General features: G+C 35.4%; 24 protein-coding genes. 23 read left to right on the top strand and 1 reads right to left on the bottom strand.

Features of this window, described 5'->3' with window-relative positions; genetic code table 11:
- The first annotated feature begins 11 nt into the window (after positions 1-11).
- The 8 genes from ACQKNX_RS14865 to ACQKNX_RS14830 all read left to right on the top strand — a co-directional run bounded on the left by ACQKNX_RS14865 (position 12) and on the right by ACQKNX_RS14830 (position 6,054).
- A complete protein-coding gene (locus tag ACQKNX_RS14865; RefSeq protein ID WP_427429672.1) occupies positions 12-773 on the top strand; it encodes a 3-hydroxybutyrate dehydrogenase in 762 nt (253 codons plus the stop codon).
- 17 nt (positions 774-790) lie between these two features.
- Positions 791-1,975 (top strand): iron-containing alcohol dehydrogenase, encoded by a 1,185-nt coding sequence (locus tag ACQKNX_RS14860; RefSeq protein WP_427429541.1) that lies wholly within the window; start codon positions 791-793, stop codon positions 1,973-1,975.
- A 201-nt stretch (positions 1,976-2,176) separates the two neighbouring features.
- On the top strand, positions 2,177-2,527 hold the full coding sequence (locus ACQKNX_RS14855) for a PadR family transcriptional regulator (protein ID WP_427429540.1): 351 nt from the start codon (positions 2,177-2,179) through the stop codon (positions 2,525-2,527).
- Positions 2,528-2,529: 2 nt separating this feature from the next.
- A complete protein-coding gene (locus tag ACQKNX_RS14850) occupies positions 2,530-2,928 on the top strand; it encodes a DUF1700 domain-containing protein (RefSeq protein WP_427429539.1) in 399 nt (132 codons plus the stop codon).
- A 335-nt stretch (positions 2,929-3,263) separates the two neighbouring features.
- On the top strand, positions 3,264-4,031 hold the full coding sequence (gene fadH, locus ACQKNX_RS14845) for a 2,4-dienoyl-CoA reductase (RefSeq protein ID WP_427429538.1): 768 nt from the start codon (positions 3,264-3,266) through the stop codon (positions 4,029-4,031).
- Positions 4,032-4,189: 158 nt separating this feature from the next.
- On the top strand, positions 4,190-4,429 hold the full coding sequence (locus ACQKNX_RS14840; RefSeq protein ID WP_427429537.1) for a short-chain dehydrogenase: 240 nt from the start codon (positions 4,190-4,192) through the stop codon (positions 4,427-4,429).
- Between the two features lie 459 nt (positions 4,430-4,888).
- On the top strand, positions 4,889-5,764 hold the full coding sequence (locus tag ACQKNX_RS14835; RefSeq protein ID WP_427429536.1) for a helix-turn-helix domain-containing protein: 876 nt from the start codon (positions 4,889-4,891) through the stop codon (positions 5,762-5,764).
- 125 nt (positions 5,765-5,889) lie between these two features.
- Complete coding sequence (locus ACQKNX_RS14830) at positions 5,890-6,054, top strand: hypothetical protein (RefSeq protein WP_427429535.1); 165 nt, start codon at positions 5,890-5,892, stop codon at positions 6,052-6,054.
- A gap of 719 nt (positions 6,055-6,773) precedes the next feature.
- Here the strand turns inward: ACQKNX_RS14830 and ACQKNX_RS14825 are convergent.
- Positions 6,774-7,607, bottom strand: coding sequence for an alpha/beta fold hydrolase (locus tag ACQKNX_RS14825; protein ID WP_427429534.1), 834 nt, complete (start codon positions 7,605-7,607; stop codon positions 6,774-6,776).
- A 154-nt stretch (positions 7,608-7,761) separates the two neighbouring features.
- Between ACQKNX_RS14825 and ACQKNX_RS14820 the strand changes: the two genes are divergently transcribed.
- The 15 genes from ACQKNX_RS14820 (at position 7,762) to ACQKNX_RS14750 (ending at position 23,273) form a co-directional block, all read left to right on the top strand.
- Positions 7,762-7,890 carry a hypothetical protein gene (locus ACQKNX_RS14820; RefSeq protein ID WP_340826140.1) on the top strand — a complete coding sequence of 43 codons (129 nt, stop codon included), beginning with the start codon at positions 7,762-7,764 and terminating at the stop codon, positions 7,888-7,890.
- A 93-nt stretch (positions 7,891-7,983) separates the two neighbouring features.
- A complete protein-coding gene (locus ACQKNX_RS14815) occupies positions 7,984-8,754 on the top strand; it encodes a hypothetical protein (RefSeq protein ID WP_427429533.1) in 771 nt (256 codons plus the stop codon).
- Complete coding sequence (locus ACQKNX_RS14810) at positions 8,751-9,968, top strand: YcaO-like family protein (protein ID WP_427429532.1); 1,218 nt, start codon at positions 8,751-8,753, stop codon at positions 9,966-9,968. Before ACQKNX_RS14815 ends, ACQKNX_RS14810 begins: the two co-directional genes overlap by 4 nt.
- Before the next feature lie 12 nt (positions 9,969-9,980).
- On the top strand, positions 9,981-10,685 hold the full coding sequence (locus ACQKNX_RS14805) for a SagB/ThcOx family dehydrogenase (protein ID WP_427429531.1): 705 nt from the start codon (positions 9,981-9,983) through the stop codon (positions 10,683-10,685).
- Complete coding sequence (locus ACQKNX_RS14800; protein WP_427429530.1) at positions 10,682-11,482, top strand: arylamine N-acetyltransferase; 801 nt, start codon at positions 10,682-10,684, stop codon at positions 11,480-11,482. Before ACQKNX_RS14805 ends, ACQKNX_RS14800 begins: the two co-directional genes overlap by 4 nt.
- 123 nt (positions 11,483-11,605) lie before the next feature.
- Positions 11,606-12,247 carry a DUF2268 domain-containing putative Zn-dependent protease gene (locus ACQKNX_RS14795; RefSeq protein WP_427429529.1) on the top strand — a complete coding sequence of 214 codons (642 nt, stop codon included), beginning with the start codon at positions 11,606-11,608 and terminating at the stop codon, positions 12,245-12,247.
- A gap of 11 nt (positions 12,248-12,258) precedes the next feature.
- Complete coding sequence (locus ACQKNX_RS14790; RefSeq protein WP_427429528.1) at positions 12,259-13,482, top strand: MFS transporter; 1,224 nt, start codon at positions 12,259-12,261, stop codon at positions 13,480-13,482.
- A 438-nt stretch (positions 13,483-13,920) separates the two neighbouring features.
- Positions 13,921-14,364, top strand: coding sequence for a cyclic-di-AMP-binding protein CbpB (gene cbpB, locus ACQKNX_RS14785; RefSeq protein ID WP_340826130.1), 444 nt, complete (start codon positions 13,921-13,923; stop codon positions 14,362-14,364).
- Between the two features lie 67 nt (positions 14,365-14,431).
- Positions 14,432-15,319: a LysR family transcriptional regulator gene (locus tag ACQKNX_RS14780; protein WP_427429671.1), complete on the top strand. Its 888-nt coding sequence runs from the start codon at positions 14,432-14,434 to the stop codon at positions 15,317-15,319.
- Between the two features lie 425 nt (positions 15,320-15,744).
- Positions 15,745-18,135 (top strand): hypothetical protein, encoded by a 2,391-nt coding sequence (locus ACQKNX_RS14775; protein ID WP_427429527.1) that lies wholly within the window; start codon positions 15,745-15,747, stop codon positions 18,133-18,135.
- On the top strand, positions 18,135-19,070 hold the full coding sequence (locus tag ACQKNX_RS14770) for an ATP-binding cassette domain-containing protein (RefSeq protein WP_427429526.1): 936 nt from the start codon (positions 18,135-18,137) through the stop codon (positions 19,068-19,070). The genes ACQKNX_RS14775 and ACQKNX_RS14770 overlap by 1 nt, the downstream gene beginning before the upstream one ends.
- Positions 19,067-19,912 (top strand): ABC transporter permease, encoded by an 846-nt coding sequence (locus tag ACQKNX_RS14765; protein ID WP_427429525.1) that lies wholly within the window; start codon positions 19,067-19,069, stop codon positions 19,910-19,912. Before ACQKNX_RS14770 ends, ACQKNX_RS14765 begins: the two co-directional genes overlap by 4 nt.
- 12 nt (positions 19,913-19,924) lie before the next feature.
- On the top strand, positions 19,925-21,397 hold the full coding sequence (locus ACQKNX_RS14760) for a hypothetical protein (RefSeq protein ID WP_427429524.1): 1,473 nt from the start codon (positions 19,925-19,927) through the stop codon (positions 21,395-21,397).
- Between the two features lie 11 nt (positions 21,398-21,408).
- Positions 21,409-22,404: an AAA family ATPase gene (locus ACQKNX_RS14755; protein WP_340826121.1), complete on the top strand. Its 996-nt coding sequence runs from the start codon at positions 21,409-21,411 to the stop codon at positions 22,402-22,404.
- Positions 22,401-23,273 carry a DUF58 domain-containing protein gene (locus tag ACQKNX_RS14750; protein ID WP_427429523.1) on the top strand — a complete coding sequence of 291 codons (873 nt, stop codon included), beginning with the start codon at positions 22,401-22,403 and terminating at the stop codon, positions 23,271-23,273. The genes ACQKNX_RS14755 and ACQKNX_RS14750 overlap by 4 nt, the downstream gene beginning before the upstream one ends.
- Positions 23,274-23,281: the final 8 nt, after the last annotated feature.

Here is a 23,281-nt window from a genome sequence, read left to right as displayed (position 1 = left end):
GAAACGAAGTGATAGATGACAAAACAGTATTTATTACTGGCGCTGCACGTGGAATTGGTTTGTCAATTGCTCAAGCATTTGCTGAGCAAGGGGCGAATGTTGTTATTTCGGATATGAATGAGCAAAGCTTAGCTGAAGCGGTAGAACAAAATCCACTATTAACGGCTTATACATGTAATGTTACGGATGAACAAGCAATTGGCGATGCGATTGCTTTCACTGTTGAGAAATTTAACACAATTGATATTTTAATAAATAATGCAGGCTTCCAACACGTTTCATACATCGAGGATTTTCCGACTGAAATATTTGAACAAATGCAAAAAGTAATGCTGGTTGCACCATTTGTCACAATGAAATATGCATTACCTCATATGAAGAAAAATAAATTTGGACGCATTATTAATATGGCATCAATAAACGGCGTTATTGGTTTTGCCGGTAAAGCAGGATACAATGCCGCGAAACATGGGCTAATCGGGTTAACCAAAGTCGCGGCACTTGAAGTGGCCAATGATGGTATTACTGTAAATGCTATATGTCCAGGATATGTGGATACGGAATTAGTCCGTAATCGGTTTACAGATTTAGCAAAGACACGAGGTATCCAAGTAGAAGAAGTATTGGAGCAGGTGTTATACCCTCTTGTCCCTCAAAAGCGCTTGCTAGACGTTTCAGAGATTACAGGACTTGCACTCTATTTAGCTAGTGATGTAGCAAAAGGCTTAACAGGTCAGGCGATTGTATTAGATGGCGGTTATACTGCTCAATAATGGAGGAGAGATGCGTTATGATTCAAACAAAAACAACCTTCACTGTAAATTCTCCAGGGACAATTATTTATGGAAGAGATGCTTTCGAAGAGGTTGGTTTATATGCTAAAAAACTAGGTACGAAGGCACTAATCGTTAGCGATCCAATAATGGATAGCTTAGGGTTTGTCAATCAGTGCAAGTCATTATTGACAGTCAATGGTTTGGAAGCGGTTTCGTATTTAGGGGTAACAACTGAGCCAGTGGATACGTATGTAGCAGAAGGTCTTGAAATTTTGCTGTCTGAGCAATGTGATGTCATCATTTCTGTCGGTGGCGGAAGTTGCATTGATACAGCTAAAGCGATTGCTGTTGTAGCAACAAACGGTGGATACATTGGTGATTATATGAAAATGGCGAAAATCGCTGAGCAAGCGCCTATTCCACATATAGCAGTCCCGACTACAGCAGGCACAGGCTCAGAAGCTACAGATGCTACCGTTATTACCAACACGACTAATGATGTAAAAATGATGATAAAACAACAAGCTTTTATGCCACCAGTTGCAATTGTCGACCCAATGTTAACGATAACTTCTCCGCCAGCCATCACAGCAGCGACTGGCATTGATGCATTAAGTCATGCTATTGAAAGCTATTTATCACGTTTAGCACATCCATATTCAAATGTATTAGCATTATCGGCGATGGATTTAATTATTAATAATTTGTTGAAAGTTTATGAGCATGGTGATGATATCGATGCGCGAGAGGCGATGTCTCTTGGCTCCATGCAAGCAGGACTATCGTTTTCCAATGCGTCAGTAGCTTTAGTGCATGGGATGTCACGTCCTATAGGTGCACTCTTCCATGTGCCTCATGGAATTTCAAATGCAATGCTGCTACCAGCAGTATTAGACTTTACAAAAGATGCATGTGTGAATCGCTTAGCAGACATAGGACAATTTTTTAATAAGGATGGAAAAAATGGAACACAAGAAGAACTAGCAAATTTAGCAATTGAATCAATAAAAAAACTTTGTAAAAAGATGAACATTGGCAATTTACAGCAATGGGGAATTGAGGAGGATGCATTTTTTGCAGCAATTCCAAAAATGGCAACCGATGCAATTGCAAGTGGAAGCCCAGGAAATAACCCTAAAGTGCCAACGCAGGACGAGTTAATGGAGCTTTACAAAATTGCTTATTATTATGAGTTTTAAACAATTGAGTCTGAGTGTCTTCCTTTATGCAATAGAGGAAGGCACTTTTCATTTGAAATTTCATGTTGAAAATAAAAAGGAGTTGATATTTCATAAAATTAGACGTCACATTAATGCTTGTGTCATTATAATGCAATGTTCCGTACACTAATAAAAAATGATATGTATCAATTATACATATGTATGATTGACATATATGTATTGGAAAAATATAATTACCTTATGGACAACAAAAATAATAATACGCAATATCTTAAGGGTTTATTTGAAATAGCTATTTTAATGATGCTACAGAAAAAAAAGATGTATGGCTATGAATTGACTAAAGAATTGAAAGAGAGCAAATGTTTTTCTATTTCTGATGGCTCAATTTATCCAATATTAAAACGTTTGACGGCGAATGATTATGTTGATGTATTTTCAGAAGAATACGAAGGAAGAATTAGAAAGTATTACCGTATTACAGATTTAGGAAAGGCATTAGTAGAAAATAGACTAAAGGAGTTAGAAACAATATTAAAATATTTTGAAGAAATTAAGGGGATGGATTAGACGTGGATAATCAGAAGATAAATGAATATATACGACAACTGGAATTTGAGTTGGAGCCATTACCAAAAAAAGATAGAGATCATCATATCATGGAAGTAAAAGATCATTTATTGCAATCAGTAAATGATGGTAAATCAGTAGAACAGGCATTAAAAAGTTTTCTCCCAGCTAATGAATTAGCAAAAGAAATTAAAGCTGAGTTTCAACACTTGTATAGTGCACCTTCTACTGAAAATAGACACCCTATTAAACAAAAAAACAGCAAGAAAATATGGATAACTGTAATGGCTTTAATAGGTATAATCATTTTTTCTATATTTATAGCAATTATTGTATTTATGGGAAATTCATCAGATAAACCGATAGAAACGAATGGAGTTGTTGATTATAAAGTACTTTGAAAATCATATTATATTGAAAGTGGTAGTTTCTTTTGTTAAATAATGGAATTTATAAATATGCTTAAATAATCACTTATACTGTAGACAAACATAGTAAAACTTTGAGTTTGTCTACAGTATTTTTTAATTTAAAATACATAAATAATTGAGGAAAGTTGTGATGACTAAAGACTTCAAGAGGAAACTTCTTGATGCCTTTGGTCGACAGTATGAAAAGATAGTGAATGCACTTCTATAAAAAAAGAGTTTTGTAGAATTAATATGACATTTGCGAGAAAATATAGTAAAATAAAATGAATGGGTATTCATTTTTGAGAAACGAAGGGGGAAGCAGAATGTTGCAGGGGAAAACGATTATTATTACAGGTGGTTCAAGTGGTATGGGGCTTTATATGGCAAAGCAATTCGTTTCAGAAGGCGCAAATGTTGTTATAGTAGGTCGTAATGAAGAGCGCTTAGCAGAAGCTAAAAAGTTTATATTAGAAGCAGGAAAAACAATTGAAACATTCCAAATGGATGTTCGTATACCAGAGCAGGCGGAGGCGATGGTCACGTTTGCTGTTGAAAAATTTGGCCAAGTTGATGGACTAGTGAATAATGCAGCTGGTAACTTTATCGTTCGTGCAGAGGATTTGACGCCAAATGGTTGGAAATCGGTTGTTGATATTGTATTAAATGGTACGTTCTTTTGCTCTTCTGCCATCGGTAAATATTGGATTAAAAATAAAATCAACGGTTCAATTATCAATATGGTGGCGACCTATGCTTGGAATGCAGGCGCTGGTGTAATACATTCATCTGCTGCAAAAGCAGGCGTTTTATCAATGACAAGAACTTTAGCGGTCGAGTGGGGGAAACGTTATGGAATTCGTGTAAATGCCATTGCACCAGGTCCAATTGAACGTACAGGTGGTGCAGCTAAACTATGGGAATCAGAGGCAGCTGCTGCTATGACAATTGATTCTGTACCACTTGGGCGAATTGGTACACCAGAGGAAATAGCCGATCTTGCAACATTTATGATGTCTGATAAAGCGCGTTATATGAATGGTGAATGTGTCACATTGGATGGAGGACAGTGGCTAAATCAATCACCTTTTTAACTTGCTTCAGCAAAAGAATGAATATGGTTGAATCCAGTTCAATGGACTTGCCGATATCACAGACTTTAAGTGAGGCTTTTGAGCAGTCTCGAAAAAAATCATTGCATAATGAAGAGCTGTATTGATGCATACTAAGGGCAAAGAAAGGAGTTTTGTCTATGGGTATGTGGTTAATACCAGCTCTTATTGCGATTACAATCATTGCCGTTATATCCTTTGTGGCGACAATGCGAATTGCCAAGATGACTTCTGAACGGAAATCGGAAAAAGATACACCGATTTCAGGGACAGTCGAAGAATTTGCAACGATGCTGAATCCAATCGTTTGGGTGTATATTGTTTTTTTACTTTTTTTAGGGATTATGATTTTTTACTACTGGAGTAAAATAGGCTATTAAATGTTTAAACGAAGTATCACAATGGCATTGGTCAATGTGATACTTCTTTTTTAACAAATAATTTCGTCTAAAGCGAAGGCGTTAAATATTATTTTTCCTTAAAATTACGAATTTATAAGGTGTTTTTTTATTAACTTTATTTATGATATTTAGTTTCTAATTTGTGCTTAGCTCAAACATTTTGAGTGACAGCACTTTTTTCTTTTCAACAGTAAATTTTGAAAGAAGCTACATTTAGTTTAAATAATGCTGCTTGATTTTGCTCTTCATAATTTTAGTTGCTTTAATTGAGTTATGGACATATTACTTTTTTATTATTAGAATAGTTATAATGATAAGGAGTTTATATTATAAAGTAATAACAAACTTCTTCAAATATATGCTTCATGTGGGCTCTCATAGAAAAAGAAGTGATTACGTAAGTATAAGAACTATATACTGTAGAAGAAAAGGAGAATTATGTTAGAACTTATTTCAAGTAAATTAAAAGATGCACGTAAGGATAAAGGAATTACACAAGCGGAGCTAGCAGATGGAATTTGTACGCAAGCGATGATAAGTAATTTTGAAAAAGGGGAAAGTGTACCATCTAGTGTAGTGTTATTTAAAATTGCTCAAAAATTAAAGTTAGATATTAACTACTTCTTCGGACAAAATTCATTGAAAACACATCATGATGATAATGAGGAAACCAAAAAATTAATAAGAAAACTAATAAGAAATCGTGATTATCAAGCTATAAATTATATAGTAAAAACGGAAAAAGAAAAGGCGAATTTTAGCAGTAACGAAGATAAACAGTTTTTACTATGGCATGAGGGCATATGTGATTTTTATTTAAATAAAGATAGTGTTAACGCTATAAATATTTTAAACAGCGCTTTAAAATTAACCGGTAAGGAAAATTATACAGAGCAGACTATTAGTATAAATAATAGTATTGCGATTATTTATTTTGAAATACAGCAGTATGAAAATTCTTTAGAAATCTTCCAAAAGTGTAAATCAGAATACGATTTAAGTAATTTAAAAGATAGTGTGCTGAAGATTAGAATTTTATATGGTCTATCTAAAACTTTAGTTGCTTTAAAAAGAGAAGAAGAAGCTATTTTAGAATGTAAGAAGGCAATTAAAATATGCGTTACAGAAGAGTCACTATATTTATTAGGAGAGCTTTACTTTCAAATAGGTAGGAATTTAGTTATTTTAGATAGGGTAAAGGAATCAGAACAATATTTTGAGAAAGCGCAACATATTTTCGAAATTGAGGGAAATTATGAATTCCTAGATGTGATAGAAAAAGTAAAATTGGATTATTTTATTGAAAAACGATAAGAATATGGGATTCCTGATTGCATTGCGGCTGTCAGGAATTTTTTATTAAAGTAAATATTTATATAAAAATACTTATTGAAAAAATCAAAATATTTATGTATAATATTCCAAAAGGAGGGTAATATATGAAGAAAATAATAACGCAATTTTTAGTAGTATCTACTCTTTTCGTAACTTTTATTAGTGGATCAGCAACAAAACCAACAGCAGTGGTGGACAGTCCTAAAAATATTGAAGTAGTCAATATTATAGAAGTTCTGGATATACCTGATTTACCAAGTCAACACTAATCCTATGATGAAAAAGAAGCTATTCCTCCTATGTGGAGAATAGCTTCAGACTGTAGACAAACTCGAAGTTTTTCGAATTTGTCTATAGTCCTTTTTTATTTAAAACTAATATAGGGGATGACTACTGTCGTTGATTTCCGCTACGGGCGGGCGCTTTCCGCGGGCACATCGTAAGCCGCAACCCTCGCTAACGCGCGGTTTGTTGCGTCTTACGTACTGTGCGTTCTGAGCAGGAGTTGCCCGTCCTCCACTCCAATCAACTAGTGTCAACACGCTCTTACGAAGGAAAAAGTGAAAATAAAGTACAATTATCGCACTTATGATTATATATGATAGTCGTCTGCTTTAATCATTAAATAAATTTAGAGGTCTACTGCCGTTGATTTCCGCTACGGGCGGGCGCTTTCCGCGGGCACATCGTAAGCCGCAACCCTCGCTAACGCGTGGTTTGTTGCGTCTTACGTTTTGCGCTGTTCCCGCAGGAGTCGCCCGCCCTCCACTCCAATCAACATTATATGTATTGCTAGCAGTCTACTATAATGGCTACTTGGACATGGCAAACAGCTTCATAGAGAGGGGATGCTTGAAGCGTATGGCAAGACGAAAGTAAGAACCCATTTTTTACAATAAAAATAATAAAAGGGATTAAGATTTCTATTCTTAATCCCTTTTGTCGACAAGCTGAAGCTATTCCTCCTATGTGGGAATAGCTTTTTTCTTTATTTAGTTGACTTAACAAAACTATCAAATGCCTCTTCTTCTTCGACAAAAGGATTATGACTACTTTCATCAAATATCGTTAAGCTAGAATTGTTAATTGCCGTGGCGATTTCTTCAGAAAAAACAAAAGGACATTGTGTATCAAACCTTCCGCAATAAATAAAAGAAGGGATATCTATTTCTTTTAAGCTATTAGTAATATCATAGTTTTTTAGTTCAGTAGAAATAAAATAATCTAATCTTTTATTTACTGCCTTTCCACTATTAGGTCGAGACATTATGTTATCGTATTCTTCTTTTTTATAAACGGACATTAAATTCCATTCTTTATTTAACGCTCTTCGTTCTTCTAAAGTTTTAGATGGATCTTTAAGAAGTTTTAAAATTTCTAATAACCTTGGATTATGAGGATTACTTTTACAATATATGCTATCTGGATGCGACATATATTTTGACGATGCGGACAAACCACCTACTATAATTTTTTGTAAAGAATTAGGATTCGTTATCGCATAAATTAAACCCAACATACCTCCAGCGGAATGACCAGCAAAGCTCCACTGTGATAAACCTAGTGAAATTCTGATTGCTTCCAAATCTTTAACACTAGTCATAAAACTATAATCATCAGTTAATGTGGAATCGCTAGAGTTTCCACAGCCCCTTAAATTAATTAAATAGACAGTATAGTGTTTAGCAAAAGGAGCTGCGAATATATTGCCCTTACTATTAAACTCCGTATATTGATGCGTTATACAAATTGGTTCACCATTTCCCATTTTAAAATACTCAAAGTGACCTCGAGGGGTTTCAATCATATATTGTGTCCACATAGGGTGCCTCCGATTGTTTTTATTTATTATAACACTATTACAATAAGTTTATTTATAAAATGTGTGTAAAAATAAATAATTTTATAATTTAATAAATAAACTTATTGTAAAAATATTAAAAATTAGTATAATTATATCTAAGGAGGTGTTAAATATGAAATTAACAATTAAAAGTGTAGATGTTCAATCATTAAACACAAAAACTAAAAAAGATTCACAACAATTACTACAAGCTGGTTGCTGTTGTGGAGGTGGAAGTGAAGCTCGTCCATTAAAAAAATAAGAGCATTTATTTTCGGACCATCTAGATATAAAAATTTAAAAAAGTAGCGAATTTTTTAATTTGCTACTTTTTTGTAACTTTGAGGTGATAAATATGTATATTCAATCAAACGGGGAACTACAACGTTTATCTGAAAAGCTAATATTTATTAATGATCGAGTAGGTTATGAGATAGATGGAGAAGGTGTAACAAATTTTAATCAGTTATTTCCTTATTTAACAGGTACAATTCCTTTGACAAAAATAAGCGAATTAATTCATATGGAAGAACATGAATTATTAAATAATATAAGTGATTTAGAGAAAGTTGGAATTGTTTCGATTAATGATGCACCGTTGCTGAAAGTGAGCATAGTTTCTGGAAGTTTAAATAGTGAAAAGTTACAACGAATTTTTGACATTCCTACGTTAAATCAAATTATAACTTTTACTAATTTAGAAAATATCTCATTAGAAAACACAGACATTGTAATAGCACTTGATAATGATGGTAGTAGTTTTTTTTCACAGGTACATAAACGTTTAAGAGCTATTGAAGTCCCATGGTTAAAATATTCCTTTAGCTATTCTAAAATTTTTATGGGACCGATTTTCTTTCCTGATGGAGGTCCTTGTTACAATTGCTTCCAAAAACGACTTAGTAGAGCTGAGGAAGAGCCTATAAAAAATAAAAGTTTAGGCAATTTAGAAGCTTTTTTTGCTCCTTTTATTGAAAAGGAATTATTAAAGTATTGTAGAGCTAAAACGCCAACACTATGCTTTAATACCGAAATCGTTTTTGACGCTGAGGAACTTGAAATTAAAAAATATCCTGTATATCAAATGCCTGACTGTGAGTTTTGTAGGGGTGAGGTTAGTTTATGAGTAATCAAATAATAATAGAGGATACTTTAAGAGCAAGCATTATTTCAACATTAAACGAAATTTCCCCTTTGCCAGGGTCACCTAGGTTATTTCGCTATTTAGCAGTAATTAATGGTGAACATCATCATTTAAGTAGTGGCTCTGGCTTTTCAATCAGTAGGGAGCATGCTAAGTCTGCTGCAATTGGAGAGAGTGTTGAGAGGTATTGTGCTAATCAGTTTAATATGAAAGATATTTATATCGGAAAATATGCAGATATTAGTCATCAGGCACTTAATCCTACATTAATTACTCGATATACAAATGACCAATACAAGATTAATACGATGTACAAAGAAGTTGACGTTAACGAACCGAGAGCATGGGTTGAGGCTAAGGATGTAGTTGATAATAAAAAAATATTAGTCCCATTTGAACTGATTTTTTTAACTACCCCTCCTAGTCATTTGCCATTACGAGATTTAATTTCTACTGGATTAGCTTGTGGCCAAAATTTAGAGAAAGCAATTTTAAGTGGTATTAATGAATGTATTGAAAGAGATGCATTTGTTAAATTTTGGTTACTTGGTTGTGTACGAGGAGAAATTGATTTAAATACAGTTCACAACGAATATGTAAAAAGACTATTAGAGCTTGCGGAAAACAGTAACCTACAATTAAGGGTGTATGATATTAGCACTGATTTAGAAGTGCCTACAATATTAACTGTTGTAAAAGTGAAAGGGAATGCTGGATTTTACTTAGGGTGTGCTAGTTCACTCGAATACTTGCATGCAATTAGAAAGTCAATTGAAGAAGGGTTAGGAGGATTTTCGATTTATTATGAGTTAATAAAGCACTATAAAGAGCCTATTCCTAAAAAGCTAGATCTTACATCTAATTTAGATGATCATCCACTATATTATTTAGCTGGTAATAATGATGAAATTTTATTGCAGCTACTTCCTAATTCTATACGGAAAATTGCCGTAGAAGACCGTAGTGTGCAATTTACTGACACAGTTGAAAGGATTAATCGCCTAGGTCATAAAATATATTATAGTGAAATTACAACTGAAGATGTAAAACAAATGGGATTATCTGTTGTAAGAGTGATAATACCCACTTTGTGTTTTCTCTCAATTAATGATCCACTACTCAATTGCCCAAGGTTACAAGAAACGGCTGCTAAATTAGGTAGAAAAATAAATCCAGAACCACACCCATTTCCATAAGGAGGGCTTTATTTGAAAGATTCATATATATACGAGTTTTATCATAATAATTCAAAAAACTATCTTTCGCAAATATTAAATGCTCCGGGGAAGAGTTTTACTATAGATAGTGATGGCAAAGAATATCCACTTAGTCATAAAAATTATTGCGATGTGTCGAATGTTAACGGTACTATAACAAGTTCCTTTAGAAGTTATGACAAAGGGAATTTGACAATGGATGTACTTTTACAAATATTAAAAAAGAGCTATTTTTTAGAGAAAAAGGGGGAAGAAATTAAATCTTTAACCCCTTCAGCAGGTGGATTGTATCCAATTGAAATGTATGTGCTAACATCTACTAGCCATTATTTAAAAGGAACATATCATTACCTTAGATCAGAAGCAAAACTTAATTATATACGTGATGCAATAGAGTTTGATTCATTTCTACCTACTAATAATAGTTTTGTTTATAGCGCTCCATTTGTCATAGTAATGACGGCAAGAATGGAAGAAATAACTAATAAATACGGAGCAAGAGGGTATAGATACGCCCTTCTTGAAGCAGGTCACATAGGTCAAAATATTTCTAGGGCAATTATGGATAATCCAGATTTAGGTTGTTGTGCTATAGGCGGCTTTTATGATGACAAATTACAAAGTGCACTTAATCTACCATTAAATGAAGTGCCACTATATTTATATTGTATTGGTCAAAAGGGGGAGTTTACATGATGGCATCTAGAGAATATTTAAGATTATTGAGCATTGATGAATCTATGCTCTCAAATTTACCACGTTTTGACTTGCTTTCGCGAATTATCTTAAATCATCAGTTAGCAATACCATTCGACACAGTTAGAAAATCTCAAGATTATAACGCTAAAAAAATTTTAAAAGAGAATTATGCAGATGTGAATCAATATATCCAATCTGTTTCCCAAAATGGTTATGGTGGGACATGCTTTCATCTCACATGGGGTCTTTATAATCTGTTACATTCACTTAATTATGAAGTGAAAATAATTAAATTAGAAGAACTACATTTTGCGTTAGTTGTCAGCTACGATGCGGAAGAGTTTTACGTTGATGTTGGTTTTTGGGCGCCATTATTTAAGCCTTTCCCATTAAGAGAAAATTGGATAGTAACAAATCATGTGCATTCTGTTGAATGGAGGTATATGCCTGAAAATGAAAGCGGCACACTTCTGTGTGGCGGAGAACCCGCAAAAAGGTGGGACGGAAGATTCATAAGTGTTTATGATTTTTGGCGTGAATGGGAAAATTCGATGAATGAAGATAATACCTTTCTTCAAAATTTATATATTAATAAATGGAAAGATGAAGATACTTTCTTATTTCTAGTTAACAACAGCTATAAGGAGTTTTATAAAGGGAAAAAAATTATAGATGTCCAATATGACTATACAAATACAGTTGAATTAAAAAACATACTTGTCAGTAATTTTAATGTGGATGGGGACGATTATATTCATTTATTGGACCAACATTATAAAAGCAAGATGAGGTGAGTAGCTATAGTTAATGTAATTAATTTAATAGATAAACCTATCGATCAAGTAAAAGAAAAACTTGTTATATTTAGCTCAGCTTTAGATATTGATCAATTAATACAAACTGGTTTTAGTCAAATAATGCATGAAAAAAAGGAAAATTTATACCATGATATCGAACATGAAGTGGCGACTTATATAAAGTCAGCTAGTAAGAAATTAATGGAAGTTCCTACGAATGTGTTTCTTCTGCCGTTAATTACGACGGATGTATTTTATTTAGAAAAAATGAACGGAATTTTAGCACATACAGATGGGACATCGAATATTTTTATATATTTAAATGTTGATAAAAGGGTGGATTCAAAATTTATTCAAAGTATTTCCTATCATGAATACCAGCATGTTGTTCGCAATACAATCGTCAAAAAGAAAGAACCAAAAACTTTACTAGATGTGATGATAGATGAGGGTTGTTCAGAATTATTTGTGGAATATGCACTTGGTAAAGGCTATGTTGGGGAATGGACAACATCGTTAAGTAACAATGAAATAAATGTGTATTTAGAACGTTTTAAGCATAAGCTTTCTTTAACGAAAGCGGATGAGATTCAAAAATTTATGTATGGTAATACGTTGGAATACCCATTGTGGTTAGGTTATTCGATGGGATACTACATTGTTAATAACTTTATGAAGAAAGAGCCACAAATAAAATTCGAACATTTAATACGACTTAATCCTTATCAAATTTATTATAACGCTACTAGTATAGATAGGTGATTACCATTAAAATGAATACAATTTCGTATATATGGAGAAAGTATCCGGATTTTAAAAGATTACAAATGTCCTCAATTTTTACTGGATTAGGATCATGGATTTCGTTTATAGGGATGCTTGTGCTATTAGATAAAATAACACAAAATGGGATACAGTTAGGATTATTATGGTCAATAAGTGGCCTTGCACCTATTCTATTTAGCCTATTTACTGGCGTTTTTGTAGATAGGGTGAATATTAGGAAGTTAATAGTTTTTGCTGATTTTTTAAATGCAATATTATTTTTAGTTTATATATTTATTCCACAATTCGATATGAAAATATCTTGGATATTATTTTTTGTTATTCGATTCGTAATTGGAATATCAAATTCGTTCTCTTCTATTGCCTCTCAAAAAGTAGTGAAAAATATCGTCAATGGAGAAGATTTAGTTGTTGCTAACTCTTTAAGCTATACCATTACAAGTGTTATAAGACTTACAGGAGCCTCAATCGGGGGACTGGTGATTTCGTTTTTCCCTCTAGAGATAGCATGGATTATCGCCTCATTACTATATTTAATATCAGCAGTTAATATTTATTTATGTAACTGGAAGCATAGTGAGAAAATAAAATCAGAAAAGAATTTTAAAGAAGAATTTATAACGGGTTTAAAAGTTGTTCAGCAAAATAAATTAGTGGGGATCGTATTAATTTCTGCATTAACAATGGGAATAATTATTGGGACCTTTAATTTAATGCTTCAGCAATATGTTACGAACATATATGAAATGCAAAATTATGGGATTAGCATTTTGTATTGCGCTGAAGGTTTAATAGCAATTATTGTTGGGTATAAAATAGCTCAGAAAAAATTTATGCTAAGCAATAAAATTAAATACAGCTTTATTTATGGATTGATTGGATTAGGATGGATACTTTTCGGTTTTACGAATGGTATATATCAAGGCATACTTGCGCTAATTATCTTTTCAATCGGCGCAGCTATATTAGCACCATTTGAAAGATACATTATGCAGACACAGGTTCCTGAAGAATTACAAGGGAGAGTCTTTGGCTTGTGGAATACCGTTACATTGGCTGCAATCCAAATTGGGGCGTTATTTACTGGAATCATTATAGAAGGCTTAGGTATCAGATTTGTCCCAATCATAAGTGGTGCTCTTGAAATACTAACAGGAATCGTATTTTTTATTATTTTTAGTGCCAGGCACACAAACAATTCTGACAATTGAAAAGAACGGGAACAAAATGTCCTTTCCATATACAAATACATTGTATAAAGCTGTGGAAGAAATTTGTATATGGAAAGAGTATTAAAACGAATCAAGGGACGAGTTTGTGCTCCATTCTATACTTAGAAAAAACTTAGTGAACAGTAAACAGTGAACAGGAAATGTAATAAAAAAAACTACATAAAGATATTGTAGCATTACATACATAAATAGATATTTCATTAAAGATGCATTATCTATGTAAATGAGGAGAATATAAAAATATTCCTCCTAATATGCTTAGAACAGAAGAAGGTGTTAATGGGAAATGCCCATAATATGCGTCGTTTATAAAAAACTCTTCTTGACCTTGTCGTGGTCATATTCGGAAACATTGTGATATGATAAAAGAGAAGGATCCTGTTCTGCAAAGCAAGGACAGAAAAGGAGAAGAATTTCATGATTTCAACTAACAGCAAAGACTTATTAGCAATGCCAATTAGTGATTTTATTATTTCATCCGAAAAGGTCGCGCATGTACAAATTGGTAATAGTGCAGAGCATGCACTCCTTGTTCTAACACGTACGGGGTACTCATCAATACCTGTATTAGATATGAAATATAGACTTCAAGGTTTACTGAGCATGAAAATGATTACCGAATCCATTCTAGGTCTCGAACATATTGAATATGAAAAATTACCAGATATTAAAGTCGATACAATAATGGAGAAAAATATAGCCGTATTAAAGATGACGGATACATTCCAACGCGCTTTAGATTTGGTTATTAACCATGCATTTTTATGTGTTATAGATGAAGATGGTACATTTACAGGGATTTTAACAAGACGCGTTATTTTAAAGCAGTTGAAAAAATATATCTATCAAAAAGAAAAGTAGTGTAAGAGGGAGCTCAGATGAAAATCATGAGGTCCCCCTTTACTTGTATTGGAGGTTTAGGTAATTGATGGCAACAGAAGCGGAAATTTTGAAAGTTTTAGCTGAGGAACGCAATATGCGTAAGGCAGCGGAACGGTTGTTTTTATCGCAGCCTGCACTTTCACAACGGTTGCAATCGATTGAAAAAGATTGGGGTGCACAGCTTTTTATTCGTTCACAAAAAGGACTAACAGCAACACCTGCAGGGGAGCACGTTATTGCCTATGCAACAGACATACTCGCTAAAAAAGAAGAAATCTTTGAAATGATTCAGTCCTTAACGACAAAAGTTAATGGTACACTAAAAATTGCTTGTGCTTCTATTGTAGGGCAAAACTGGTTGCCCCAAATATTAAAGGACTTTGTGACAAAGTATCCAGAAGCTAAAATATCACTTATGACTGGCTGGAGCTCAGAAATTGTCAAAGCTTTATATGAAGGAGAGGCTCATGTCGGAATTGTGCGTGGTCAGGTCGATTGGAAAGGAGAAAAGATTCACCTTTTCCGAGATACACTGTACTTAGTCGATCGGGAGTTAAAAACGGTTGAAGATGTGCTAACGACTGATCGTCCATTTATTCAATATAAAAGTGATTCTAATTATTATCAGGAAATACAGCAATGGTGGCAACAGCATTTTGCTTCAAATCCAAGAAAACAAATTTTAGTGGATCAAATTGAAATATGTAAGCAAATGGCGTTAAATGGCATAGGTTATGCTATTTTACCGTCAATCACATTAAATGAGCATGATAACATCAATAAAATCGCACTAACAAACGATGAAAAAGAATTCGGTTTAACGCGAGATACATGGTTAATTGGCTATGAATCTTCTTTCGAATTACGACAAGTTGAGGCATTTGTAGAAGTTGTGCAAGATCATGCGCGATGTCTGTTTGACTATACAAAGTAAATATCCCGATGCTCAAAAGGGCTAGGACAAAAAGTGTTAGATTGATTGCAGTCAATCTAACACTTTTTTGATGTGACTTATTATGAAGGAAAACTTAGATATTCTTTCTTTTGCCGAAGATAATATTTAGCAGAGAACACTAGTTGATGGTAGCTAAGGCGGTGACTCCTGCGGGAACGCACGCAGCGTAAGACGCGGGCATTCCGCGCGTTAGCGAGGGTTGCGGCTTACATGTGTGCCCGCGGAAAGCAACCGTCGAAGTGGACATCAACGGGTAGCAAAAAAAGGCAACCTCCATTTATATATCTCCCTAAATCTTAAGAGTTTATGAATATTCATGAAGATATCATAAGAAATGGAACAAAATGCCCGATAAAACGTATAATTATGTAATCATCTAAAAGTAAGAAAAAGGGGTTGAGCTTTTGAAAAAAATAAATATTACAGTACTAATACTATTATTAATGCTTGTTGTAGGTTATGCTCTGCCTGTCTCCGAGGCGAGCGCAGCACCTACTTTAGAGGTACAAGCTAAGGCAGGGATTTCAGGAAAGGCTAAATATCAATCAGTTACACCATTGCAAGTAACGGTAAAAAATAATGGTGCTGACTTTTCCGGAGATATGGCCATCAATGCCTTTAATTCTTATCAGGCTGCATCAGCACTAGTCGTTCCAATCGATATAGCAGCTGGTGAAGAAAAAACATTTACAATATATTTAGACGGCTTAGCTGACTACGGATATTCCGATGCCGATTTATTTGCCTTTTATGAGGGCGATATTGAAAAAGGGAAAAAGGTCGCTTATAAAGGAACAAAACGTTTGCAGGCTAATTTTTTAGAAGCAAATTCAACATTTATTTATACGCTAACAGATAAAAGTGACCGATTATCGGCATATTTGCGATTATCACAATTTGTACCATCAAATAGTGTTGAAATTTTTAATTTAAATCAACTAAAGGATTATACATTACCTGAGGTTGCGCAAGGCTTTGAGATGGCGAATATCATTGCAGTAGATGAGATAGCCATTGCTGATTTATCACCAAAACAACAGGAAGCATTATTAAAATGGGTACAAGATGGCGGTACATTATTACTTGGAGGCGCTGAGCAAATCAATGCAACAGCGGGCGTTTTTAAAGACTATTTACCACTTTCATTGTCGCAACAAATGACAAGTGTCTCAGCAGATAGCTTAACAAAATTATCTGGAGGCGGTATTTTCACACAAGCAATACCTATATATTCAGCAACGGAAAACGAAGGAAGTGTCCCAGTATTAAAGGACAATAATATTATTCTAGCAGCTAAGAAACAGGTTGGTAGTGGAGAAATTGTGCAAACAACGTTTTCATTAGGAGATCAGCCTTTAGCATCAATGGATGGCTATGCGGCATTAACGGCGAAAATGCTAGATATTCAAACAATGTCTCAACAAACAACGATGCAAGGTCAATCTACGATGGATCAGCTTTCTTATGAGCTAGGTAGTATTAATGAATTATTCCCATCATTTGAAGTGTCTGTTAGTTATATGCTCATCGTCATTATTCTTTATATTTTAGTAATTGGTCCAATTCTTTACTTTGTTCTAAAGAAAATGGACAAACGTGAGCATGCTTGGTGGGTAGTTCCAGCTATTTCTGTTGTCCTATCGATTGCGCTATTTATTTTTGGTGCAAAAGATCGTATTGTACAGCCACAAGTACAACAATCGGCATTTTTTAAAGTCAATGAAGATAGTAGCGTAAATGGCTATTATGTTGAATCGATTTTAACAAATCGAAGTGGTAATTTTGTTGTGAATGCAGATAAGACTACGACTGCACTAGCATTCCGTAATAACTATAATCTCTCCGGTGCAGCGGGTTCATTACATGAATCATCGTATATTAAGGAGCACGCAAATGGTTCGACATTAACATTACGTGATTTAAGTTATTGGTCTGTACAATCTTTTGGAGGGAAAACTGCAGCTCAAAATATTGGCAAAATGGATGTTGATATTACATTAAAAGACGAAAAGCTTTCAGGAACAGTTAAAAATAACTTCCCGTTTGCTCTAAAGGATGTCACTGTAATATCAGGCACGAAAGAAGTGAAGCTTGGTGATATTGAACCAAATGCTACACTAACAGTGGATAAAGAAATGAAAACAACGATTCTTCAAAAGCCTTCAAACTTTAATAATTATAATTATGATAGTCCAAAGACGAAGGAAGAGGTTGACCCACTACGTATTGAGCGCATGAAATCTCAAGCACTTCTATTAGTAGAAAATGAAAAACAACCAGTCATTACAGCTTGGGCAGAGCAAGCGATTGTTGGCGTAGAACTTGAAACAAGCGTCAAGATGTCGCCTATTTCTTATTTTGTACAGCCATTCGATGGAAAGGTTGAAATGTCCGGTCCATTTACGATGAAACGTAACAACTTTTCATATAATTTGAGCCCACAAACATCAAATGCCTTTTTTGATAAAATAGATGAACAGTTGAATACTTGGCACTTGGGAGACGGCTTATATGAATTGTCAATAGAGATGCCAGACAACTTTATGGGCTTCGTTCAATCTTTAAATGAGCTCACAATTTCTAATAAAGATGTTAAACGTATGCAGCTATCAATTTGGAATAATACAACGAGTGCCTATGAGCCATTAGTGGATACAAAGCAAGTGTTTACAAATGATATTACTCAGTATTTCAATGAAAAGGGTGAACTGCTTTTGGAAATTAAATTTGGACCAGATCAAACTGGAGAGCAGACAAAATTACCTGAAATAGAGCTGAAAGGAGTGGCGAAGTAATGATTGAGATTCGTGATTTAACAAAAAAGTATGGCTCCTTCATAGCACTAGATCATTTAAATCTATCATTGGAGGAAGGGGTAGTGTTTGGTTTTGTAGGTGCCAATGGTGCTGGGAAATCGACAACATTTTCGATTTTAGCAACATTGCTTTCCCCAACTTCAGGCGATGCATTGATTAACGGAAAAAGTGTCATTAAGGAACCAAAAGAAGTTCGTAAACAAATAGGCTATATGCCAGATTTCTTCGGTGTATACGACCAACTAAAGGTAGATGAATATTTAGACTTTTATGGTGCGAGCTATGGCATTGGAACACAGGACCGTAAAGTACTGATACCACAGTTACTAGAGCTCGTTAATTTAACAAATAAACGTTTTGAATATGTAGATTTACTATCACGAGGAATGAAGCAGCGTTTATGTTTAGCAAGAGCCCTCATCCATGATCCAAAGGTATTAATCTTGGATGAACCTGCTTCAGGATTAGATCCACGTGCGCGAGTAGAAATGCGTGATATTTTACGAAATTTAAAATCCATGGGGAAAACCATTTTAATTTCATCACATATTTTGCCAGAGCTAGCTGAAATGTGTGATGAAATTGGCGTTATTGATAATGGTAAACTGATTGCCCATGGCAATGTTGCTACTATTCAAGCTCAGTTACAAGGGGAAAAGCGCATTGTCATTAAGGTTTCGGATCGTTTAAATGAAGTACGTGCATTTTTGGAAGAAGATCCACTTATTTCTTCAATAGATGTGATGGACAATCGATTGGAAATTGCTTTTAATTACCGTGGAACGGACAGTGAACAAATTATGTTACTGAAAAAGGCAATGCTTGCGGATTTACCAATTTATGCATTGAGTGAGGAAGAAAAAGATTTAGAGGATGTCTTTATGGCGATTACGAAGGGAGCGGACAATCAATGATGGAAAGGTTTTATAACCCTGTACTTGTAAAAGAATTGAAGTTACGCTTCCGTTCTTTTAAAAGCTTTTCAGGTTTAATGTTTTATCTAGCGGTGATTTGTATTTTTATCGCAGGCTTTTTACTACTGACGACTGGATTTACCGGCAAAGGCTTCTTTAGACCTGACACAAGCTTTATGATGTTTGCTGTACTGACCATTTTACAAATGGCACTCGTTCTTTTCATTACACCGAGTTTAACTGCTGGGGCAATTAGTAGTGAACGAGAAAAGCAAACGTTAAATATTTTACTAACTACTACACAAAGCTCAACACAAATTATCATTGGTAAATTATTGTCATCCGTGGCGTTTTTAGTATTAATGTTAATCGCAGGGCTACCGTTGTATAGTTTAGTATTTTTATTTGGTGGGGTATCACCTTCACAACTTATTTCAATCTTTTTATTTTACTTATTAACAGTTGTTGCAATTGGCAGTCTTGGTGTTATGTTTTCAACTATTACGAAGAAAACAATTGTCGCAATGATAGCAACGTATGGCTCAATCATTTTTTTAGGTGGAATTACGGCGTTTTTCTTCTTCCTATCGATGGCATTCCATCAAATGGGCAATACGATTGCAACAAGTTCTTCATTTATGACATATTTTTGGGCATCTATTAATCCAGGTGCATTAATGCTTACACTTATTTCTCCATCTATGGGAGACGCGTTAACAGAGCTTAGCGGAGTGAAGTTCCCAGTATGGATTACCTATTTAGTAATTTATATTTTAATTATCATGTTAAGTTTATCGATTGCGATTAAAAAATTACGTGCCAATATGAAGAGTAATCGATGAGGAGGAAACAGCATGGAGCGTCGACAGCAATTACGAAAATTTATTCAGCGTGCAAAAAACAGTTTAACATTTGAGAAAAGTCTACCTATTGCACAGTACGGGTTGTTTTTAGCATTGCTTTCGAGTGCTTTGCTCGTCCTTGTCTCAAGGTTGTTTGTTTGGCCATATTATCGTCAGATTGCGCTTGCTACCTTTATTATTGGCATACTTGCTACAGTCGTTTTAATGTGGTGGCGACGTGTTAAAGAGAAGGAAGCATTGCATGCGTTGGATTATTACTTCTCTCATAATGAATTAGTAACAGCATTGTCATTTAAAGATGACAAAGATCCACTCGTACAATCTTTACTTGCAAAAGCTGTCCAGAAGTCTGAAAAAGCATTTGCTGAATTTAAAGCTCGAAAGAAAAATTTGTTTCGAGCTCAAGCCTTCGTCGGCCTTTTTGTGACTGCTGTCGTATTAGCAGTACTTTATATGTTCCCAGCGGCAACACAAATTGAAGCGATTGAAGTTGAAAAAGAACAGGCTGTTATTGAGGACATTAAAAAAGAAGTTGCCAAGTTAGAGAAAAAAGCAGAGACAAAAGAAGTGAAAGAGCAGTTAAAGGAATTACAAAATACATTAAAAGAAACACAAACTGCCGAAGAAGCATTACGTGAAGTCGTGAAAAAGCAGAAGGAATTAGCTCTAAAAGAACAGCAATTAAAAGATAAGCAGACTGCGAGTAAAGAAGGCGCTGCAGACAATAACAATGACGCTTTATCAAAAGAGGAAATCGCACAGTTGAACGAACTTGCTCAGATGCAGCAACAGCTTACACAAAGTGCGAATACAACGCAAACTGCGATGAGCAATTTAGGGAAACCAGCAAGCAATACATTACAAAATGCTATTGCTAGTGCTAATAGTACAAATAATAACAAGCAGAGCAATTCAAACTCGAATCAACATTCTTCAGGTAACGCACAGCCGAGCAGTCAACAAGGGCAATCGGGACAGCAAGGACAAAATAATTCCCAAAATGGTTCCAAGCAAGCAACAGGCAACGGGCAATCACAAGGCAACCAGCAAGGACAGGGCCAAGGTCAAGGTCAAGGACAAGGTCAAGGTCAAGGACAAGGTCAAGGTCAAGGACAAGGACAAGGACAGGGACAAGGACAGGGTCAAGGACAAGGAAGCGGCTCAGGTTCTGGTTCTGGTCCAGGAAAAGGTGCGGGAAGCGGTCAAGGCAGCCGAAACTTATTAACTACACCTAGAATTGGTGGATCTAATGAAACGACTGTCGATGGCGGGCAATTAGGCGACGGTTCGCATGTATCTGAGCAACAAGGAAATGGACCGATTACGAAAGGATCTATCCGACCGTATGAAGAAGTAATTGGCTCATATAAAGACAGCTATTTAGAAAGCTCTGAGCGTTTACAATTGCCGAAGGATTTACAACAAGTCGTGCAATCATATTTCACGACTATTGAGCAGCAGTAGGAGGAGAAAACATGGCATTTACAGAACAACAGTATGTCGAAATGGGTACGAAATTACAACAAGTAAAAGATGAAATTCATCGTTTTATTGTTGGACAAGAAGAAGCAATTGATTACACATTATATGCAGTCCTTGCAGACGGTCACGCGCTGTTAGAGGGGCTTCCTGGATTAGGGAAAACGATGCTCATTCGTACAATCTCTGAAGTGCTCGATTTATCTTTTTCACGGATTCAATTTACGCCGGACTTAATGCCTGCTGATATTACAGGAACAAGCATGATTGAGCGCACAGCAGATGGCAGACAGCAGTTTGCATTTCAGCCAGGGCCAATTTTTAGTCAAATGGTATTGGCAGATGAAATTAATCGTGCAACACCAAAAACGCAAAGTGCCTTGCTTGAAGCAATGGGGGAAAAAACGGTTACGATTTTAGGGGATACGAAGAAAATGGCAAAACCATTTTTCGTCTTAGCAACACAAAACCCAATTGAAATGGAAGGTACATATCCGTTGCCTGAGGCGCAAATGGACCGTTTCCTTTGTAAAATTCTCGTTCCATATCCAGAGAAAAGTGAGCTTATGGAAATTATGAAGCGGACAACAGGTGCGCAGGAAGTAAGCTTACAAAAAGTTTTGGATACAGATGGACTAATTATGGCACAGCAAATGGTTAAGGAAGTGATGATTGCTGATGAGATGCTTGAGTTTGCAGCAGATCTTGTTGTGGCAACACACCCTGAAAGCGCAGATACTATCGATGAAGTAAGGCATTATGTTATGTATGGCAGTGGTCCTCGTGGCTTGCAAAGTTTAATTAAGTTAGCGAAAGCTAGAGCTTTAATGAGTGGACGCTTTCATGTATCTGTTGGAGATATTAAGTCAGTGGCGAAGCCCGTATTACGTCACCGAATGCTGCTGAATTATGAAGGGGAGGCTTCAGGTAAAACAGCAGATGATGTGATAGACGTTATTTTAGAAAAAGTACAGCAAGGCGTAAGTCGATGACAAAAAACATATTGCCCGAAGATTGGTTAGCGAAAATAAGTCGTTTCCAAGTGGCGACTGCCTCCAAATTGCGTGGCCAGCATAAAGGCTCGCATCGTTCGCAGCGCTTCGGGGCATCCCTCGATTTCTCTGATTTCCGCGAATATCATTTAGGTGATGATGTGCGACAAGTAGATTGGAACGTCTATGCAAGAACCGATAAATATTTTATTAAACGTTTTTTAGATGAGCAAGAAATGAGAGTGCATATTTTATTAGATGCAACAAAATCAATGGGCGATCAAGCAAAATGGACGTTTGCGCGGCAAATTGTAGCATCACTTGGATTAATGGTACTTGGGCGTGATGACCGTTTATCGTTTGCCTATGTGCAAGATGACGTAAAGCCACCGTTTCGTCGTAAAGGTGCAATGTATCGTCGTGCCTTTTTGCAAGTTGTAACAGATATTGAACAAGCAACTTATACAGCAGGCTTTGCACAGGGAGCATTAAAGGCTTTACCAAAGGATAGCACAGTGCTATTCATCGTGACTGATGGGCTTGAACCTATAGAGGAATGGGAGCAGTTATTGAAAAGATTACCCCGTTTTGCAGGAGATGTCCGCATTTTACAAATCGTTACGGAAGAGGAGCTATCCCCTCATTATTCAGGAGATGTGCGTTTACTCGACCGTGAAACAGGGCGTGATGTAAATGTCACGATGTCATCAAAAGTATTAAATACGTATGAGGCAAGACGTCGCCTTCACGAAGAGGAGTTTGAAACGATTTGTCGTCGCTTTGGCGTGCGTAAACTGCAACTCAAGGTGGAAGACGGGTTGCAACATGCAATCTTTCAGCAATTATTAAAAGCACATTGGATTAGGTGAGGTGAGCC

Source organism: Lysinibacillus sp. NPDC093712, from assembly GCF_050280025.1.
In the GTDB taxonomy this organism is placed as follows: Bacteria; Bacillota; Bacilli; order Bacillales_A; family Planococcaceae; genus Lysinibacillus.
Note: the sequence above shows the minus strand (reverse complement) of the source record. Positions and strands in the feature narration are given on the sequence as shown.